Source organism: Pseudomonas sp. Rh2, assembly GCF_040762985.1.
Classification (GTDB): domain Bacteria; phylum Pseudomonadota; class Gammaproteobacteria; order Pseudomonadales; family Pseudomonadaceae; genus Aquipseudomonas; species Aquipseudomonas taiwanensis.
The window spans coordinates 4,050,542-4,067,085 of sequence record NZ_CP142890.1 but is presented as its reverse complement, the minus strand read 5'-3'; the positions used below and the strand labels follow the sequence as shown (position 1 = coordinate 4,067,085).

The 16,544-nt window shown below is 62.8% G+C and carries 17 protein-coding genes; 3 read left to right on the top strand and 14 right to left on the bottom strand.

Going from position 1 to position 16,544, the window contains the following annotated elements:
- Nucleotides 1-6: 6 nt before the first annotated feature.
- The 11 genes from VXM67_RS18475 to ccoN (VXM67_RS18425) all read right to left on the bottom strand — a co-directional run bounded on the left by VXM67_RS18475 (nt 7) and on the right by ccoN (VXM67_RS18425) (nt 11,835).
- Nucleotides 7-2,451: a heavy metal translocating P-type ATPase gene (locus VXM67_RS18475; protein ID WP_023381412.1), complete on the bottom strand. Its 2,445-nt coding sequence runs from the start codon at nt 2,449-2,451 to the stop codon at nt 7-9.
- A gap of 122 nt (nt 2,452-2,573) precedes the next feature.
- Nucleotides 2,574-3,101, bottom strand: coding sequence for a FixH family protein (locus VXM67_RS18470; protein ID WP_023381411.1), 528 nt, complete (start codon nt 3,099-3,101; stop codon nt 2,574-2,576).
- Between the two features lie 15 nt (nt 3,102-3,116).
- Nucleotides 3,117-4,532, bottom strand: a complete 1,416-nt coding sequence (gene ccoG, locus VXM67_RS18465; protein ID WP_367237268.1) for a cytochrome c oxidase accessory protein CcoG — start codon at nt 4,530-4,532, stop codon at nt 3,117-3,119.
- Nucleotides 4,533-4,822: 290 nt separating this feature from the next.
- Entirely contained in the window at nt 4,823-5,800 is a 978-nt protein-coding gene (gene ccoP / locus VXM67_RS18460; protein WP_023381409.1) for a cytochrome-c oxidase, cbb3-type subunit III, read from the bottom strand.
- Entirely contained in the window at nt 5,797-5,994 is a 198-nt protein-coding gene (locus VXM67_RS18455) for a CcoQ/FixQ family Cbb3-type cytochrome c oxidase assembly chaperone (RefSeq protein ID WP_023381408.1), read from the bottom strand. Before VXM67_RS18455 ends, ccoP (VXM67_RS18460) begins: the two co-directional genes overlap by 4 nt.
- A 5-nt stretch (nt 5,995-5,999) precedes the next feature.
- Nucleotides 6,000-6,608 (bottom strand): cytochrome-c oxidase, cbb3-type subunit II, encoded by a 609-nt coding sequence (ccoO, locus tag VXM67_RS18450; protein WP_023381407.1) that lies wholly within the window; start codon nt 6,606-6,608, stop codon nt 6,000-6,002.
- Complete coding sequence (ccoN, locus tag VXM67_RS18445; RefSeq protein ID WP_023381406.1) at nt 6,608-8,050, bottom strand: cytochrome-c oxidase, cbb3-type subunit I; 1,443 nt, start codon at nt 8,048-8,050, stop codon at nt 6,608-6,610. Before ccoN (VXM67_RS18445) ends, ccoO (VXM67_RS18450) begins: the two co-directional genes overlap by 1 nt.
- A 603-nt stretch (nt 8,051-8,653) precedes the next feature.
- On the bottom strand, nt 8,654-9,595 hold the full coding sequence (gene ccoP, locus VXM67_RS18440; RefSeq protein WP_023381405.1) for a cytochrome-c oxidase, cbb3-type subunit III: 942 nt from the start codon (nt 9,593-9,595) through the stop codon (nt 8,654-8,656).
- Nucleotides 9,592-9,783, bottom strand: coding sequence for a cbb3-type cytochrome c oxidase subunit 3 (locus VXM67_RS18435; protein ID WP_023381404.1), 192 nt, complete (start codon nt 9,781-9,783; stop codon nt 9,592-9,594). Before VXM67_RS18435 ends, ccoP (VXM67_RS18440) begins: the two co-directional genes overlap by 4 nt.
- A 5-nt stretch (nt 9,784-9,788) precedes the next feature.
- Complete coding sequence (gene ccoO, locus VXM67_RS18430) at nt 9,789-10,397, bottom strand: cytochrome-c oxidase, cbb3-type subunit II (RefSeq protein WP_023381403.1); 609 nt, start codon at nt 10,395-10,397, stop codon at nt 9,789-9,791.
- A gap of 13 nt (nt 10,398-10,410) precedes the next feature.
- Nucleotides 10,411-11,835 (bottom strand): cytochrome-c oxidase, cbb3-type subunit I, encoded by a 1,425-nt coding sequence (gene ccoN, locus VXM67_RS18425; RefSeq protein ID WP_023381402.1) that lies wholly within the window; start codon nt 11,833-11,835, stop codon nt 10,411-10,413.
- A 49-nt stretch (nt 11,836-11,884) separates the two neighbouring features.
- Here ccoN (VXM67_RS18425) and VXM67_RS18420 point away from each other — a divergent pair, with 49 nt between their 5' ends.
- Entirely contained in the window at nt 11,885-12,577 is a 693-nt protein-coding gene (locus tag VXM67_RS18420; protein WP_023381401.1) for an alpha/beta family hydrolase, read from the top strand.
- A gap of 104 nt (nt 12,578-12,681) precedes the next feature.
- Here VXM67_RS18420 and VXM67_RS18415 read toward each other — a convergent pair whose 3' ends face one another.
- Both VXM67_RS18415 and VXM67_RS18410 read right to left on the bottom strand, forming a co-directional pair.
- Nucleotides 12,682-12,966, bottom strand: a complete 285-nt coding sequence (locus VXM67_RS18415; RefSeq protein ID WP_023381400.1) for a pyrimidine/purine nucleoside phosphorylase — start codon at nt 12,964-12,966, stop codon at nt 12,682-12,684.
- A gap of 77 nt (nt 12,967-13,043) precedes the next feature.
- Nucleotides 13,044-13,595: an exonuclease domain-containing protein gene (locus VXM67_RS18410; protein ID WP_023381399.1), complete on the bottom strand. Its 552-nt coding sequence runs from the start codon at nt 13,593-13,595 to the stop codon at nt 13,044-13,046.
- Between the two features lie 163 nt (nt 13,596-13,758).
- Here VXM67_RS18410 and VXM67_RS18405 point away from each other — a divergent pair, with 163 nt between their 5' ends.
- Together VXM67_RS18405 and VXM67_RS18400 are read left to right on the top strand one after the other, a co-directional pair.
- Complete coding sequence (locus VXM67_RS18405) at nt 13,759-14,559, top strand: ABC transporter substrate-binding protein (protein WP_023381398.1); 801 nt, start codon at nt 13,759-13,761, stop codon at nt 14,557-14,559.
- A 65-nt stretch (nt 14,560-14,624) separates the two neighbouring features.
- Nucleotides 14,625-15,638, top strand: coding sequence for a GNAT family N-acetyltransferase (locus VXM67_RS18400; protein ID WP_023381397.1), 1,014 nt, complete (start codon nt 14,625-14,627; stop codon nt 15,636-15,638).
- Between the two features lie 107 nt (nt 15,639-15,745).
- Here VXM67_RS18400 and VXM67_RS18395 read toward each other — a convergent pair whose 3' ends face one another.
- Complete coding sequence (locus VXM67_RS18395; RefSeq protein WP_023381396.1) at nt 15,746-16,276, bottom strand: RNA polymerase factor sigma-70; 531 nt, start codon at nt 16,274-16,276, stop codon at nt 15,746-15,748.
- Nucleotides 16,277-16,544: the final 268 nt, after the last annotated feature.

Here is a 16,544-nt window from a genome sequence, read left to right as displayed (position 1 = left end):
TCCTGGTCAGGCCGTGGCGGGTTGCGGGTGGCTGCTGGCGGCCGGCCTGCCTGGCGGCCGGGTCAGGCGCAGGGCATTGAGGACCACGATCAGCGAGCTGACCGACATGCCGATGGCGGCCCATACCGGAGTGATCCAGCCGAGCGCGGCGAACGGCAACATGAGGCCATTATACAGCGTTGCCCAGAGCAGGTTCTCGATGATGTTGCGGCGAGTGCGGCGAGCCAGGTCGAAGGCCTGCACCAAGGCCTGCAGGCGGTTGGACAACAGCACGGCATCAGCGCTGGTTTTCGCAAGGTCCGTGGCGCTGCCCATGGCGATGCTGATGTCGGCGGCAGCCAGCACCGGCACATCGTTGACCCCGTCACCCAGCATCAGCACCTTGCAGCCTGCTGACTGCAGTGCCTTGAGGCGGTCCAGCTTGTCGTCCGGACGCAGACCACCGATGGCCTGGTCGATGCCCAGTTGCGCGGCCACTTCGGCGACCATCGGTGAGCTGTCGCCGGACAGCAGCAGGGTGCGCCAGCCGCGAGCCTTGCAGGCGGCCAGCAGGTCAGCGGCGTCCTCGCGCAGGCGGTCGTCCAGGCCAAACCAGGCCAGCGGGCCTTGGCGATCCCCCAGCAGCAGCCATTGGCCGCGGGGCTCTGGGACGCCGGGGATCTCGGCGCCGCTCAGGGCGCAGACGAAGGTGGCCTGGCCGATCCGCAGTCGCTGACCGTCCACCCGTCCTTCCAGGCCAAGCCCAGGCACGGTCTGCACGTCGTCGGCCGACCGGGCGGTGCGGCCGAAAGCGCGGGCGATGGGGTGTTCGGAGCGGTTTTCGAGGGCGGCCGCCAGGGCCAGGCAGCGGTCGGCGGGCAGTGAGCCCAGCGGGCGGATGCTGCGCAGCGCCAGGCGGCCTTCGGTGAGGGTGCCGGTCTTGTCGAAGATCACCGTGTCGATCTGGTTCAGGCCCTCCAGCACATGGCCACGGGTCACCAGCAGGCCAAGTTTGTGCAGGGTACCGGTAGCGGCGGTCAGGGCGGTGGGGGTGGCCAGGGACAGTGCGCAAGGGCAGGTCGCCACCAGCATGGCCAGGACAATCCAGAACGCCCGGCTTGGGTCCAGGTGCCACCACCACAGTCCGATGGCCACCGCCGCTACCAGGCTGAACAACAGGAAGCCTTGCGAGGCGCGGTCGGCGATTTCCGCCAGGCGCGGTTTTTCCGTCTGCGCCCGCTCCAGCAGGCGGACGATGGCCGACAGCCGGGAGTCATGCCCCAGGGCCTCGACCTGCACGTTCAGGGTGCTCTCGACGTTCAGGGTGCCGCCGGTCACCCGCTCGCCCGGCTTACGGGGTTGAGGCAGGTATTCGCCAGTGAGCAGCGATTCATCGACACTGGAGCGGCCTTCGACGATGCGCCCGTCGGCGGGAATCACCGCGCCGGGAAGGACCTGCACGGTGTCGCCGCATTGCAGCTCTGCGAGCAGAATGCGCTCGGTCTTGCCACTGGCATCCAGTCGCAGGCATGACGCCGGCAGCAGGTTCACCAGCTGGGCAGTCGCCGCGGCGGTACGCTCGCGGGCGCGCCGTTCGAGGTAGCGGCCAGTGAGCAGGAACAGGGCGAACATGCCGACGGTATCGAAGTACAGCTCGCCGCTGCCGGTGATGGCGGTCCAGATCCCAGCGCCGAAGGCCAGGGCGATTGCCAGCGAGACCGAAACATCCATGGTCAGGTGACGGGTGCGCAGGTCTCGCGCGGCCCCTTTGAAGAGCGGCGCGCAGCTGTAGAACACGATGGGAATGGTCAGAAACAGCGCCACCCAGCGCAGGATGGTGTGCAGTTCGGGTGACAGGTCGATGTTGAATTCCGGCCAGGTGGCCATGGTCGCCATCATCGCCTGGAACCATAGCAGCCCGGCCACACCCAGGCGGCGCAGGGCGCTGCGGTTTTCCTGGGCCAGGCGTTCGGCGGCCTGGTCGGGCTGATAGGGGTGGGCGGCGTAGCCGATCAGGCGCAACTCGGCCAGCAGGCGCGACAACGGTAGCTGGTGGTCATCCCAGCTCAGCAGCAGGCGGTGGTTGGACAGGTTCAGCCGCGCCTCGGCGACTCCAGGCAGACTGCCCAGGTGTTTTTCGATCAGCCAGCCACAGGCGGCGCAGCTGATGCCCTCGACCAGCAAGGTGGCCTCGGCCAGTTCCCCAGCATGGCGAACGAAGGTCTGTTGCACGTCGTTACGATCGTATAGCGCCAGCTCATCCTGCAACTGCTTTGGCAGCGCTTCGGGGTTGGAACTGCTGTCGCTGCGGTGTTGGTAGTAATGCTCCAGGCCCCCCGCAACGATGGACTCGGCTACCGCCTGGCAACCGGGGCAGCAGAACTGCCGCGATTGCCCAAGGACCACGGCAGTGAATCGACTGCCGGCGGGGACGGGCATGGCGCAGTGGTAGCAAGGGGTGGGGTGGGTCATCTTGGGGCAGTCTTATGTCTTGACAGGGTTGGGGCTGCTTCGCGGCCCTTTCGCGACACAGGGCCGCTCCCACGAATGATCGCGCGCAACGCTCAGAGCGCCCCCGGTCGTGTGCCGGGTCATTACTGGTGCTCGGCCCCTTGCAGGGCCTCGTCGCCCAGCTGCAAGGTCAGGCCATGCTCCACCTTCTCTTCTTCGAACAAGCGCCATACATGCTCGTCCTGGCTGCCCAGCAATTCGACGAAACGCCGTCCATCGACCTTGTCATCCAACTGGCCAATATAGCGCCCGACCTCGGCACGGCTCAGCAGCACCTTGCGGTCCTTGTCCGGTTGGGTGGGTGAAATCAGGTTCAGTTCCAACTGCTGCGGGTCACTGTTGCCGGTCAGGCGCACCTCGACTTCGCCGGTCAACTCATCCAGGTGCACACTGGCCTTGAGGTTGAGGGTCTGGGCCAGCAGTTCGCGGTCCAAGGAGCGATTGATGCCTTTACCTGCCTCGTAGTAGTTGTCGTTGACCAGGTTGTCCGGGTTGCGCACGGCGATACTGACCATGGTCAGGCTCAGGCACACCGAGGTGGTGAGGATGCCGATGATGATCCAGGGCCAGAGGTGCTTGTACCAAGGGCTGGCGGCGGTGGCGGCAGGCATTTTTGTGGTTCTCTCTCAGCGGATCTGGGGGCCGATGAAGCGGCTCTTGGCTTCAACCTCGCTGGCGCTGTCGTCGGCGCTCTTGAGGATGAAAGTGATTTCGTTGGTGGTCGATGGCAGTTTCTCGGGCGCGACCGACAGCTGCACCGGCAGGCTGACGATATCGCCTGCGGCCACACGTATTTCGCGCTGGCCTTCGAGCCTCAGGTCCGGCAGGCCAGCGGCATCGAGCACATACACATGGTCGCGCTGGTCCTTGTTCATCACCTTGAGGCTGTACACGTTCTCGATCCGGCCCTGGGCGTTCTCGCGGTACAGCACCCGGTCCTTGCTGACGTCGAATCCGACCAGCGAACGGGTGGCGAACGCCGTGGCCAGGGCGCCGATCATGATCAGCAGCACCACGGCGTAGCCGATCAACCGTGGGCGCAGCATGTGGGTCTTCTGACCCGAGAGGTTGTGCTCGGTGGTGTAGCTGATCAGGCCCCTGGGGTAGTTCATCTTGTCCATGATGCCGTCGCAGGCGTCGATGCAGGCGGCGCAGCCGATGCACTCGATCTGCAGGCCGTCACGGATGTCGATACCGGTAGGGCAGACCTGGACGCACATGGTGCAGTCGATGCAGTCGCCCAGACCCTGGGCCTTGTAGTCGATATCCTTCTTGCGCGGGCCGCGGGTTTCGCCGCGTCGCGGGTCGTAGGAAACGATCAGGGTGTCCTTGTCGAACATCACGCTCTGGAAGCGCGCATAGGGGCACATGTACACACAGACTTGCTCACGCAGCCAGCCGGCGTTGCCGTAGGTGGCCAGGGTGAAGAAGCCGACCCAGAAGTAGGCCCAGCCATCGGCTTGGCCTGTGAAGAATTCAACGGCCAGTTCGCGGATCGGCGAGAAATAGCCGACGAAGGTCATGCCGGTGACGAAACCGATCAGCAGCCACAGGCTGTGTTTGGCGAACTTGCGCAGGAATTTGTTGCCGCTCATCGGCGCCCTGTCGAGCTTCATGCGCTGGTTGCGGTCACCCTCCGTGACTTTTTCGCACCACATGAAGATCCAGGTCCACACGCTTTGCGGGCAGGTGTAGCCGCACCACACCCGGCCGGCGAACACAGTGATGAAGAACAGGCCGAAGGCAGCGACGATGAGGATCCCCGACAGCAGGATGAAATCCTGCGGCCAGATGGTAGCGCCGAAGATGTAGAACTTGCGCTCCGGCAGGTTCCACCACACGGCCTGGTGCCCGCCCCAGTTCAACCACACGGTGCCAAAGTACAGCAGGAACAGTACCGCGCCGCCAACCATGCGCAGCCTGCGGAACACACCGGTGAAGGCGCGGGTGTAGATTTTCTCTCGGGAGGCGTAGAGGTCGACGGAATCCTTCCCTTTGCTGGCAGGCGGGGTGACGTCATGTACCGGAATTTGCTTGCTCATCATCAAGTCCCACGGCAGTGGAGAAATGCCTCGGCCAGTGCTTGCCGGCCGCGGTCTCGCGCATTCTGCTAGCGCTCTGCGCCCCATGATACGCCGCTGATGGCGCGCCGGGGTCGCGCTGCGACACTTAGTCGCGTTGGGTTCGTGGTATGAATCGTGTTATGGCGGGTGTCAATTGATCCAGATCATCAGCTTGCTAGAAATGCGGTACCTGCGGCGGCCTCTTCGCGGGTGTGCACGATCCCTGTGGGAGCGGTTTCACCCGCGAAGAGGCCAGCCCTGCTTATTGCTTATTCAGCCTTGGCCGGTTCCGCTTGGTGCGACAGGCTGTACACATAAGCCGCCAGCAAGTGCACCTTGTCATTGCCCTGCAACTGCTCCTGGGCCGGCATCTGTCCCTGGCGACCATAGCGAATGGTTTGTTGCAGCTGGGCGAAGCTCGAACCGTAGATGAACGCCTGAGGGTGGGTCAGGTTAGGCGCGCCCATGGCCGGTGTACCCTTGCCTTCAGGCCCGTGGCAGGCCACGCAGTTGGCGGCGAAGATCTTCTGGCCGTTCTCTGCATCGGCTTTGACACCTTCAGGCAACGCACGGCCATCGAGTTTGCTGACCACGAATGCGGCCACGTCGGCCACGCCCTGCTCACCGATCACCTCGGCCCAGGCCGGCATTACGCCGTGGCGGCCGCCCATGATGGTGGTCTTGATGGTCTCGGGCTCGCCGCCCCAGCGCCAGTCGCTGTCGGTGAGGTTGGGGAAGCCGTAGGCGCCCTTGGCGTCGGAGCCGTGACACACCGAGCAGTTGGAGGCGAACAGTCGCGCGCCCATTTTCAACGCTTGCGGGTCCTTGGCCACTTCCTCGATGGGCATCGCGGCGAACTTGGCGAAGATCGGCCCGAAGCGGGCATCGGCCTTGGCCATTTCCTTTTCCCATTCGTGCACGCCGGTCCAGCCTGCCTGGCCATTGGCGAACTCGGTCTTCTTGTCGTTATCCAGGTATGAATAGCCTGGCAACACGCCCTTCCAATTGCCCAGCCCCGGGTAGAGCACCAGGTAACCGAGGGCGAAGATGATGGTGCCGACGAACAGCCAGAACCACCACTTGGGCAGTGGGTTGTCGTATTCCTCGATGCCATCGAAGGCGTGTCCGACGATCTCGTCGGTGACCTCTTCGCGCTGGCCCTTGCGGGTCGACAGCAACAGCCAGGTCAGCGAGAAGATGGTGCCCAGGGTCAGGACGGTGACGTACAGACTCCAGAAGGTTGTCATTGTTGTTTGCTCCCAGAAGCTTTCTCTTGCGCTTGTTCGACGTGCCGGGTGGCCTCTGGATCATCCGCGAAGGGCAACAGGGTCGCCTCGTCGAACTCCCGCTTGCGCCGTGGGCTGAATACCCACAGCGCCAGGCCCACGAAGGCCACCATCACCACGACGGTGCCCAGGCCGCGAATCATCCCGATATCCATCAGCGTCACCGTTTGCTCTTGATGATGGTGCCAAGGCCTTGCAGGTACGCGACGATCGCGTCCATCTCGGTCTTGCCCTTGACCGCGTCGCGGGCGCCGGCGATGTCGGCATCGGTGTACGGCACGCCGAGGGTGCGCAGTACTTCCATCTTCTTCGCGGTGTCTTTGCCGTCGAGTTTGTTCTCCACCAGCCACGGGTAAGAGGGCATCTTCGACTCAGGCACTACGTTGCGTGGGTTGTAGAGGTGCGCGCGGTGCCAATCATCCGAGTAGCGACCGCCGACACGGGCCAGGTCCGGCCCGGTGCGCTTGGAGCCCCACAGGAACGGGTGGTCCCAGACGCTCTCGCCTGCGACCGAGTAGTGGCCATAGCGTTCGGTTTCGGCGCGGAACGGGCGGATCATCTGCGAGTGGCAACCGACGCAACCTTCGCGGATGTAGATGTCACGGCCTTCGAGTTCCAGCGCGGTGCGCGGCTTCATGCCCTCAACGGGTTTGTTGGTGACGTCCTGGAAGAACAGCGGGACGATCTGGGTCAGGCCACCGACACTCACGGCGATGACCATGAAGAAGGCCAGCAGGCCTATGTTCTTCTCGACTGCTTCATGCTTCATCAGTGCGCTCCCACGACGACGATCTTGGCGGCTTCTTCAGCCTGCGCCGGGTTGGCGGCGCGTACGGTGCGGAACACGTTGTAGGCCATCAGCAGCATGCCGGAGGCGAAGAACGCACCGCCCAGGGCACGGACGATGTAGCCCGGGTGACTGGCTTGCAGGGCTTCGACGAACGAGTAGGTCAGCGTGCCGTCGTCGTTGATCGCCCGCCACATCAGGCCCTGGGTGATGCCGTTGACCCACATCGAGGCGATGTACAGTACGGTGCCGATGGTGGCCAGCCAGAAGTGCGCGTTGATCAGGCCGACGCTGTGCATCTGCTCGCGGCCATACAGTTTGGGGATCATGTGGTAGACCGCGCCGATAGAGATCATCGCTACCCAGCCAAGGGCGCCGGCATGGACGTGGCCGATGGTCCAGTCGGTGTAGTGCGACAGCGAGTTCACGGTCTTGATGGCCATCATCGGGCCTTCGAAGGTGGACATGCCATAGAACGCCAGCGATACCACCAGGAAACGCAGGATCGGGTCGGTGCGCAATTTGTGCCAGGCGCCGGAGAGGGTCATCATGCCGTTGATCATGCCGCCCCAGCTCGGTGCCAGCAGGATGATCGACATCACCATGCCCAGCGACTGGGCCCAGTCCGGCAGGGCGGTGTAGTGCAGGTGGTGCGGGCCGGCCCAGATGTACAGGGTGATCAGCGCCCAGAAGTGGACGATCGACAGGCGATACGAGTAGATCGGCCGCTCGGCCTGCTTGGGCACGAAGTAGTACATCATCCCCAGGAAGCCGGTGGTGAGGAAGAAGCCCACCGCGTTGTGGCCGTACCACCACTGGATCATCGCATCGGTGGCGCCGGAGTAGGCCGAGTACGACTTGAACAGGCTTACCGGCAGGGACATGTGGTTGACGATGTGCAACATCGCGGTGACCACGATGAAGGCACCGTAGAACCAGTTACCGACGTAGATGTGCTTGGTCTTGCGCTTGACGATGGTGCCGAAGAACACCAAGGCGTAGGTGACCCAGACGATGGCCAGCAGAATCGCGATCGGCCATTCCAGCTCGGCGTATTCCTTGGTGGTGGTGTAGCCCATCGGCAAGGTCACCAGTGCCCCGATGATCACTGCCTGCCAGCCCCAGAAGGTGAAGGCGGCCATGCTGTCGGAGATCAACCGCGTCTGGCAGGTTCGCTGCACCACGTAGTAGCTGGTGGCGAACAGTGCACAGCCGCCGAAGGCGAAAATCACCAGGTTGGTGTGCAGGGGGCGCAGGCGGCCGAAGCTCGTCCAGGGCAGGTCGAGGTTCAGCTGTGGCCATACCAGCTGCGAGGCGATGTACACCCCAAGCCCCATGCCAAGGATCCCCCAGACCACCGTCATGATGGCGAACTGGCGGACGACCTTATAGTTATAAGCAGTCGGACTGATTGCTGTGCTCATTGCTAAGGTTCCACGGTTTTGGTGTTCTTGTTGGTTGAAAAAATCGGCGCCAGTATCGATAACCACCTGGGTTATGGCAACGCAAGGATCCTTGCGCCGACCCGTGTCCACACCCGTCCACCGATGTCCCGCGGTGTTGGGGCTTGGTCGATTGTACACAAATAAATATTTGTAATGTGTACCGTTTTTCGCTTTTTTCTGATCGAACGGTCAAGCTTTTTCTGCTGGCGGCGTCAGGCTGTGCGTCGCGTCTGTCTCGCTGGATTGGCAGCGAGGGCTACTGAGGCAACAAGCTTAGTTCTGATCGGAGGGGGTGCAAGGGAGGGGCTGCGGCTTGGGGCGTGGGAAGGGGAAGGGGAAGGGGAAGGGGAAGGAGAGAGGGGGCTTGGTTTTTGCTGAGAGGCGTAGATCGAGCGCCGCCCGCGCGGCGCATCGCGAGCAAGGCTCGCTCCTACGTTTGTTTCAGGCCAATTATTCCCGCGAGGGTTGCGCGGGACGCTATGGCGCTTGGCTCGATGTCGCAGACGTGGGTGCTAGGCTTGCTCGCGATGCGCCGCGCGGGCGGCACTCGATCTCACTGGCGCGAGATTTCCCGCAAGGTAATTACTTGGCACTCACCGTTTCGGTACCGTTGCCCTGCGACAGGCTGTACACATAAGCCGCCAGCAGATGCACCTTGTCGTTGCCCTGGATCTCGGCCTGCGCCGGCATCTGGCCCTGGCGACCATAGCGAATGGTCTGCTGCAACTGGGCAAAACTCGACCCGTAGATGAATGCCTGCGGATGATTCAGGTTCGGCGCGCCCATGGCGGGAGTACCGTTGCCCTCAGGCCCGTGGCAGGCCACGCAGTTGGCGGCGAAGATCTCCTTGCCCTTGGCTGCGTCGGCCTTGATACCCTCGGGCAGGCTGCGGCCGTCGAGGTTGGTCAGCACGTAGGCCGCCACATCGGCCACGCCTTGCTCGCCGATCACCTCGGCCCAGGCCGGCATCACGCCGTGACGGCCGTTCATGATCGAGGCCTTGATGGTCTCCGGCTCGCCGCCCCAACGCCAGTCCTTGTCGGTCAGGTTGGGGAAGCCATACGCGCCCTTGGCATCCGAGCCATGGCAAACCGAGCAGTTGGAGGCGAACAGACGACCGCCCATCTTCAGGGCCTGCGGGTCCTTGGCCACTTCTTCCAACGGCATCGCGGCGAACTTGGCGAAGATCGGACCGAACTTGGCGTCCGCCTTTTCCATTTCCTTCTGCCATTCGTTGGCGCCGGTCCAGCCGTTCTCGTAACCGGGCAGGATGCCTTTCCAGTTACCCAGGCCCGGATACAGGATCAGGTACCCCACGCCAAAGGCCAGGGTGCCGACGAACAGATAGAACCACCACTTGGGCAGTGGGTTGTCGTACTCCTCGATGCCATCGAAGCTGTGGCCCATGGTCTGGTCGGTAGTGTTGTTGCTCTGACCCTTGCGGGTGGCCAGCAGCAGCCAGGCCAGACCGACCAGGCTGCCAAGGGTCAGTACGCTGATGTAGGTACTCCAGAAGGTGGTCATTGCCGTTCATTCCTCATGGCAGGTTCCTGCCCGGCCGGGGGCAGGCGGTCGTCGACGAAGGGCAGAAGGCGCGCTTCGGCGAAATCACGGTCGCGGCGGCGGTTGAATACCCAGAGCGAGAGGCCGATGAAGGCGATCATCACCACCAGGGTGCCCAAGCCGCGGATCATGCCGATGTCCAGTTCCATCGCACTTACCTCTTGTTCTTGATGGCGGTGCCCAGCACCTGCAGGTAGGCGACCAGGGCATCCATCTCAGTCTTGCCCTTCACTGCGTCACGGGCACCGGCGATGTCTTCGTCGGTGTACGGCACGCCGAGGGTGCGCAGGGTGCGCATCTTGGTGTCGGTATGGCTGTTGTCGACCTGCTGGGCGACCAGCCATGGGTACGACGGCATTTTCGATTCAGGTACCACGTTGCGTGGGTTGTAGAGGTGCGCACGGTGCCAGTCGTCCGAGTAGCGACCGCCGACGCGGGCCAGGTCCGGGCCGGTGCGCTTGGAGCCCCACAGGAACGGATGGTCCCAGACGCTCTCACCCGCGACCGAGTAGTGGCCATAGCGCTCGGTCTCGGCGCGGAACGGGCGGATCATCTGCGAGTGGCAACCGACGCAACCTTCGCGGATGTAGATGTCGCGGCCTTCCAGCTGCAGCGCGGTATAGGGCTTCATGCCTTCGACCGGTTTGTTGGTAACGTCCTGGAAGAACAGCGGGACGATCTGGGTCAGGCCGCCGATGCTGACGGCGAACACCATCAACAAGGCCAGCAGGCCAACGTTTTTCTCGATGACTTCATGTTTCATCAGGCAGGACTCCTCAGGCCAGCTGGGCGTTGGCAGGGGTGGCTTCAGCAGCCGGCGCGCGCACGGTGCGCCAGGTGTTCCAGGCCATCAGGAACATGCCACTGAGGAAGATCGCGCCACCGACGAAGCGAACGATGAAGCCTGGGTGGCTGGCAACCAGGGTCTCGACGAACGAGTAGGTGAGCGTGCCGTCGCTGTTCACCGCGCGCCACATCAGGCCCTGAGCGATGCCGTTGACCCACATCGAGGCGATGTACAGCACGGTGCCGATGGTCGCCAGCCAGAAGTGCGCGTTGATCAGGCCGATGCTGTGCATCTGCTGCTTGCCGAACACTTTGGGAATGGTGTGGTAGAGCGCGCCGATGGAGATCATCGCGACCCAGCCGAGGGCGCCGGCATGGACGTGGCCGATGGTCCAGTCGGTGTAGTGGGACAGGGCATTGACCGTCTTGATGGCCATCATCGGGCCTTCGAAGGTGGACATGCCGTAGAACGCCAGGGATACCACCAGGAAACGCAGGATCGGGTCGCTGCGCAATTTGTGCCAGGCACCGGACAGGGTCATCATGCCGTTGATCATGCCGCCCCAGCTTGGTGCCAGCAGGATCAGCGACATCACCATGCCCAGCGACTGTGCCCAGTCGGGCAGAGCGGTGTAGTGCAGGTGGTGCGGACCGGCCCAAATGTACAGGGTGATCAGCGCCCAGAAGTGCACGATCGACAGGCGATAGGAATACACCGGGCGTTCGGCCTGCTTGGGCACGTAGTAGTACATCATCCCCAGGAAGCCTGCAGTCAGGAAGAAGCCCACCGCGTTGTGGCCGTACCACCACTGCACCATCGCATCGGTGGCACCGGCGTACACCGAGTACGACTTGGTCAGGCTCACCGGCAGTTCCAGGTTGTTGACGATGTGCAGCATCGCCACGGTGAGGATGAACGCCCCGAAGAACCAGTTGCCCACGTAGATGTGCTTGGTGGTGCGCTTGATCAGCGTGCCGAAGAACACGATGGCGTAGCAGACCCAGACGATGGTGATCAAGATGTCGATCGGCCATTCCAGTTCGGCGTACTCCTTGGAACTGGTGTAGCCCAGCGGCAGGGTGATGGCCGCGAGCAGGATCACCAGTTGCCAGCCCCAGAAGGTGAACGCAGCCAGGCCCGGAGCGAAGAGGGTGGTCTGGCAGGTGCGTTGCACCGAATAATAGGAGGTGGCGAACAGCGCGCAGCCGCCGAAGGCGAAGATCACCGCATTGGTATGCAGGGGTCGCAGGCGGCCGAAGCTGGTCCAGGGGAGGTCGAAGTTGAGGGAAGGCCAGGCGAGCTGGGCGGCGATGAAGACGCCGAGCCCCATCCCGACGATTCCCCACACCACCGTCATGATGGCGAATTGGCGGACCACCTTGTAGTTATAGGCGGTACTGCTGGTTGTGTTCATGTATGGGTTCCCATCCACGGTTATTGGCAGGCTATACAGCGAGGCAAGCATGAGTAATGGGCAAAGTGCCGGTATTGACGGGGATCAATGGGCGAATATCGGAAATGTCCCAGGCTTGCGCTGCAATCCTCCGCGCCCAGGGCTGGGTGAAGGCCCCGCGGGCGGCCTGATCCTGGCCCATGGCGCGGGCGCGCCAATGGACAGCACGTTCATGGAGGACATCGCGCAAAGGCTGGCGGCGCTTGGGGTAGGCGTGATCCGCTTCGAGTTTCCCTACATGGCCGAGCGCAGGGTGAGTGGCGGCAAACGACCGCCCAATCCTCAGAAGGTATTACTGCAATGCTGGCGCGAGGTGTACCAGCAGGTGCGACCTTTGGTCGCGGGCAGGTTAGCCATTGGCGGCAAGTCGATGGGCGGGCGCATGGCCAGTCTGTTGGCCGACGAACTGGGGGTCGATGCGCTGGTATGCCTGGGGTATCCGTTCTATGCCGTGGGCAAGCCGGAAAAGCCCAGGGTCGAGCACTTGGCTGGGTTGCGTACGCCAACGCTGATCGTGCAGGGCGAGCGGGATGCGCTGGGTAATCGTGAAGCGGTGCAGGGGTATGCGCTGTCGCCTTCGATCGACGTGAGCTGGCTGGTGGCGGCGGATCATGACTTGAAGCCGCTTAAGGCTTCCGGGTTCAGCCATGAGCAGCATTTGCAGGCGGCGGCTGAGCGGGTGGCGGGGTTTCTGAAGGGATAGTCTTGGTTTCATCGCCGGCAAGCCGGCTCCTACAGTTTTTCCGAAGTCGGCGCGATCCCTGTAGGAGTCGGCTTGCCGGCGATGAGGCCAGTGCGGACTAACGCTTAGTCGCGGTACTCACACAGGTAGGCAGTGTCCACCGCCACTTTCAACTGGAACTTGCTGTCGGCCTGCACGTTGAACTTGTCGCCAGCGTTGAAGGTTTCCCAGTTGTCGCTGCCTGGCAGCTTGACGGTCAGGGCGCCGGAAACGACATGCATGATCTCGCGCTTGGCGGTGCCGAACTCGTATTCGCCCGGTGCCATGACGCCAACCGTGGCCGGACCTTCAGTGCCTTCGAAGGCGATCGACTTGACGGTGCCATCGAAGTACTCATTGACCTTGAACATAGGGCGACTCCTGAAATGAGGGGGGATGAAAAAGGGCTGGCCAGTATGCCCAAGGCCACTGGCGCCGTCATCTGCTTTCAGGTGCCGTGGGCCGGCAGTGTCAGGGGCAGCAGGCGCGCCGTATTGCGCGCATCTTCCAGGGCCCGGTGCTGTTGACCGCAAAATTGCAGCCCGGCCAGTTGCAAGGCACCGTTGAGCCCGGTCGGCCGCTGCAGGTGGCGAGCCTTGGCGAAGCGTTGCTTGAGGTTGATGTGCGGCAGGTCTCGCAGCAGGCTGTCGACCTTGTGCTGTTGCCATTCCTGCAATAATTGCTGGCGATCGTAGTCGCCCCAGCTGACCCAGGCCTGCAGCTGGCCCCGATGGTGCCCCAGCCAGCGTTCGAAAGCGACCCACACTTCGGCGAAACCGGCGGCGCTGTCCACGCTGGCCTGGCTGATGTGCGTAAGCTCTCGGCAGAACGGCGTCAGCTGCGGGCGCCGTCTGGGCTTCACGAAGCGCTGGAAATGGTCGACCTCGCGGCCTTCGCGGGTCACCAGGCTGGCGCCGATTTCAATGACTTCCATCTCTGTGACCGGCCAGCCACCGTCATCGGTGGTGGCTTCCAGGTCGATCACCAACCAGTGGCCCATACCAGGCTCCCTTGCCATTCATGCCAAAGCAGCGTAGCCAATGTCTGCCCCCACGGCATCCCCTGGCAAAATGCCGTCACTTTGGCATAACCAGCGGTTGTGCGCCGCTGGGAAAACGCCTAGTTTAGGCGCATCCAGGTACGAACCGTGATGAGTGTCCGTCTTGACTCCAGCGCCCGGCCTAAAAGTGTTGTCTTCCCTGTTGGTACTCGCCGCGCTGTGGCTGGTCACGCCTGCCTGCGTTGCCGGGGCCATCGAAGTGAAGATCGGCGCCGCGCATTTCCCTCCTTATACGGTCCGCCCCGAGCAGGGCGCGGACACCGGCTTGCTGCCACAACTGGTGGAAGCGCTCAACCGGCTGCAGCAGGACTACCGCTTCGTGCTGGTGCCGACCTCCATTCAGCGGCGCTTCGGCGACTTCCAGCAAGGTCGCACCGACATGGCGATTTTCGAGAACCCGCAATGGGGCTGGCAAAGCATTCCGCATCAGACCGTGGACATGGGCCTCGAGGATGCCGAGGTATTCGTCGCCAAGAAGCTCGACAACCGTGATCAGCGCTACTTCGATGACCTGAGGGGGAAGCGGCTGGCGCTGTTCAATGGCTACCACTACGCATTCGCCGCTTTCAACCCCGACCCGAACTACCTACGCAAGACCTACAACGCGACGCTGACCTATTCCCATGACAGCAACCTGTTGATGGTTCAGGCCGGCCGCTCCGACATCGCCCTGGTGACCCGTTCCTACCTGAGCGATTTCATGGTGCGCAACCCGGAAAGCCTGGCGCAGTTGATGGCCTCGGAGCGGGTCGACCAGGTCTACCACCACTACGCGTTGCTCCGCCCCGATGCCCCCATCAGCGACAAGGCGTTCGCCGGGTTGCTGCGTGACCTGCGAGAGACCGGCGAACTGTCGCGGATCTTCCAGCCATACCGCATTACCGTGGAAACCCCCGGCGACTAAATTCCTGCAGCGTGGTCACGTTTTCAGGTGTGAGCCTTTCTATTCTCTACCTGTGAGCCATGACCATGCCGTTCGATGCCGCTTCGCAGCCCTTGTCCCTGCCACGCTGGCGCAGCCTGAGCGCCGATGAGGGAGACTGCTGGCTGAGCCTGACCCTTGAAGGTCGCCCGTTGATCCGGGTGCGCCTGGAGCCGGCTGAAACCCTGCACGTTCACCTTGAACGCCTTTGCCCGGAGCGTCCGTACCAAGCCTTGTGGGCCGCGTGCTATTGGTTGCTGTCGCGCGACCCCGCGCGCCAGCGCCTGGCCTGGCGTCTGCCCGAGCCTGTGCCGCAGGCATTGACCAGCGGCCTATTGCTGAGTGCCGACCAGCCGGGGCACTACCTGTGCGAACGCACCCTGTTCTGGCAATTGCCCCAGCCCTGGCTGGGCCAGGTCGCCAGCGAGCCCTATCCGCAGCAGATGCAGATCAGCCATGGCAAGCGTCACCCCCGCCGTGCACCGAAACCCCGTGGTGAGGTGTATCGCCGTTTCGATGCCCGCCTGGGCAGCTGGGTATCGTTGCGCACCCTGGAAATCGACCAGGACCTGGAGCGTTTCAACCGCTGGCAGAACAATCCGCGCGTCGAGCGGTTCTGGCAGGAGGGCGGCTCCCTGGAGCAGCATCGCGAATACCTGACCAAGCTCGACGCCGACCCTCATACCCTGACGCTGATCGGCTGTTTCGATGACCAGCCTTTTGCCTACTTCGAAGCCTACTGGGCGAAAGAGGACCGCATCGCTCCGTTCTACCCTGCGGACGATTACGATCGAGGCGTGCATATGCTGGTGGGCGAGGAGACGCACCGAGGGCCGCACAAGGTCGCGAGCTGGTTATCGGCCCTGGTGCATTACCTGTTCCTGGACGACCCGCGTACCCAGCGGGTGGTGGCCGAACCACGCGCCGACAATGGCAAGATGATCGGCTACATGCACGACCAGTGCTTCCACTGCGAGAAAGAGTTCGACTTCCCGCACAAGCGTGCGGCGCTGATGATCCTGGGGCGCGAGCGCTTCTTCGATCATTGCAAGCTGGTTTGACGGTATCTCAACAAGAACTGCGCAGCCCGGGTGGGAGCGTCGGGTGGGAGCGGCCTTTTATCGCGAAGAGGCCGCTCCCCGGGGGGGCGGAAAACGGCCTGAAAAACTCAGGCCTGTCGGCTGGCCGTCTTGCGGCAATGTACCAGGGCGTCGCGAATCATGAAATTCACCAGCGTTGGCGACACGCCCAGTTCCTTGGCGATGTCCTTCTGTGGCACGCCGTGCAGGCGGTACATCTCAAAGGCGTAGCGAGTGCGCTGCGGCAGTTCGTTGAGCGCATCGGCAATGTGCTCCAGGGTGGCGAGGTTGATGTGCGTAGCTTCCGGCGAGGCGTTCTGGAGGACCACATTCAGGCCTTCCTCTTCACTCCCGGAGTACTTCAGTTCCATCGCCTGCTTGCGGTAGTGGTCGATGGCCAGGTTACGCACGATCTGAAACAGGTAGCTGAGCTGGGCCTTGAATGACGAGGTGATCTGCGGAGCAGCGCTCAGACGGAAGAAAGCGTCCTGTACGACATCTTCAGCGCGTGAGCGACAACCCGTGATGCGGGCGGCGATCTTCACCAGAATGCTGCGATTGTCGACGAATGCCTGGAGTAATGGTGAATCGCACTTACTTGTGGATAGTTGTTCCGCCATGGAAATCACCTTGTCTCAGATGGGAGAGGTCGCACCCCATGTGGGGTAGCTTCCTACGACGTGCGACAAGCTATTCGTAATGATAATTAATGTCAAATACGAAACGTAATTAGTAAATATAACCTTCGGGAATATCCGCTACGAAGCCGCCGTGGGCGCGAGCGTGCTCACGACGCGCCGTGGGCGGTGCTCTGCCCGCGCACCATTTCCATCCCTCCCGACGCTAATTTCTTCCCCCACCAATCCGTTCACCTGTGTACATCCGGCC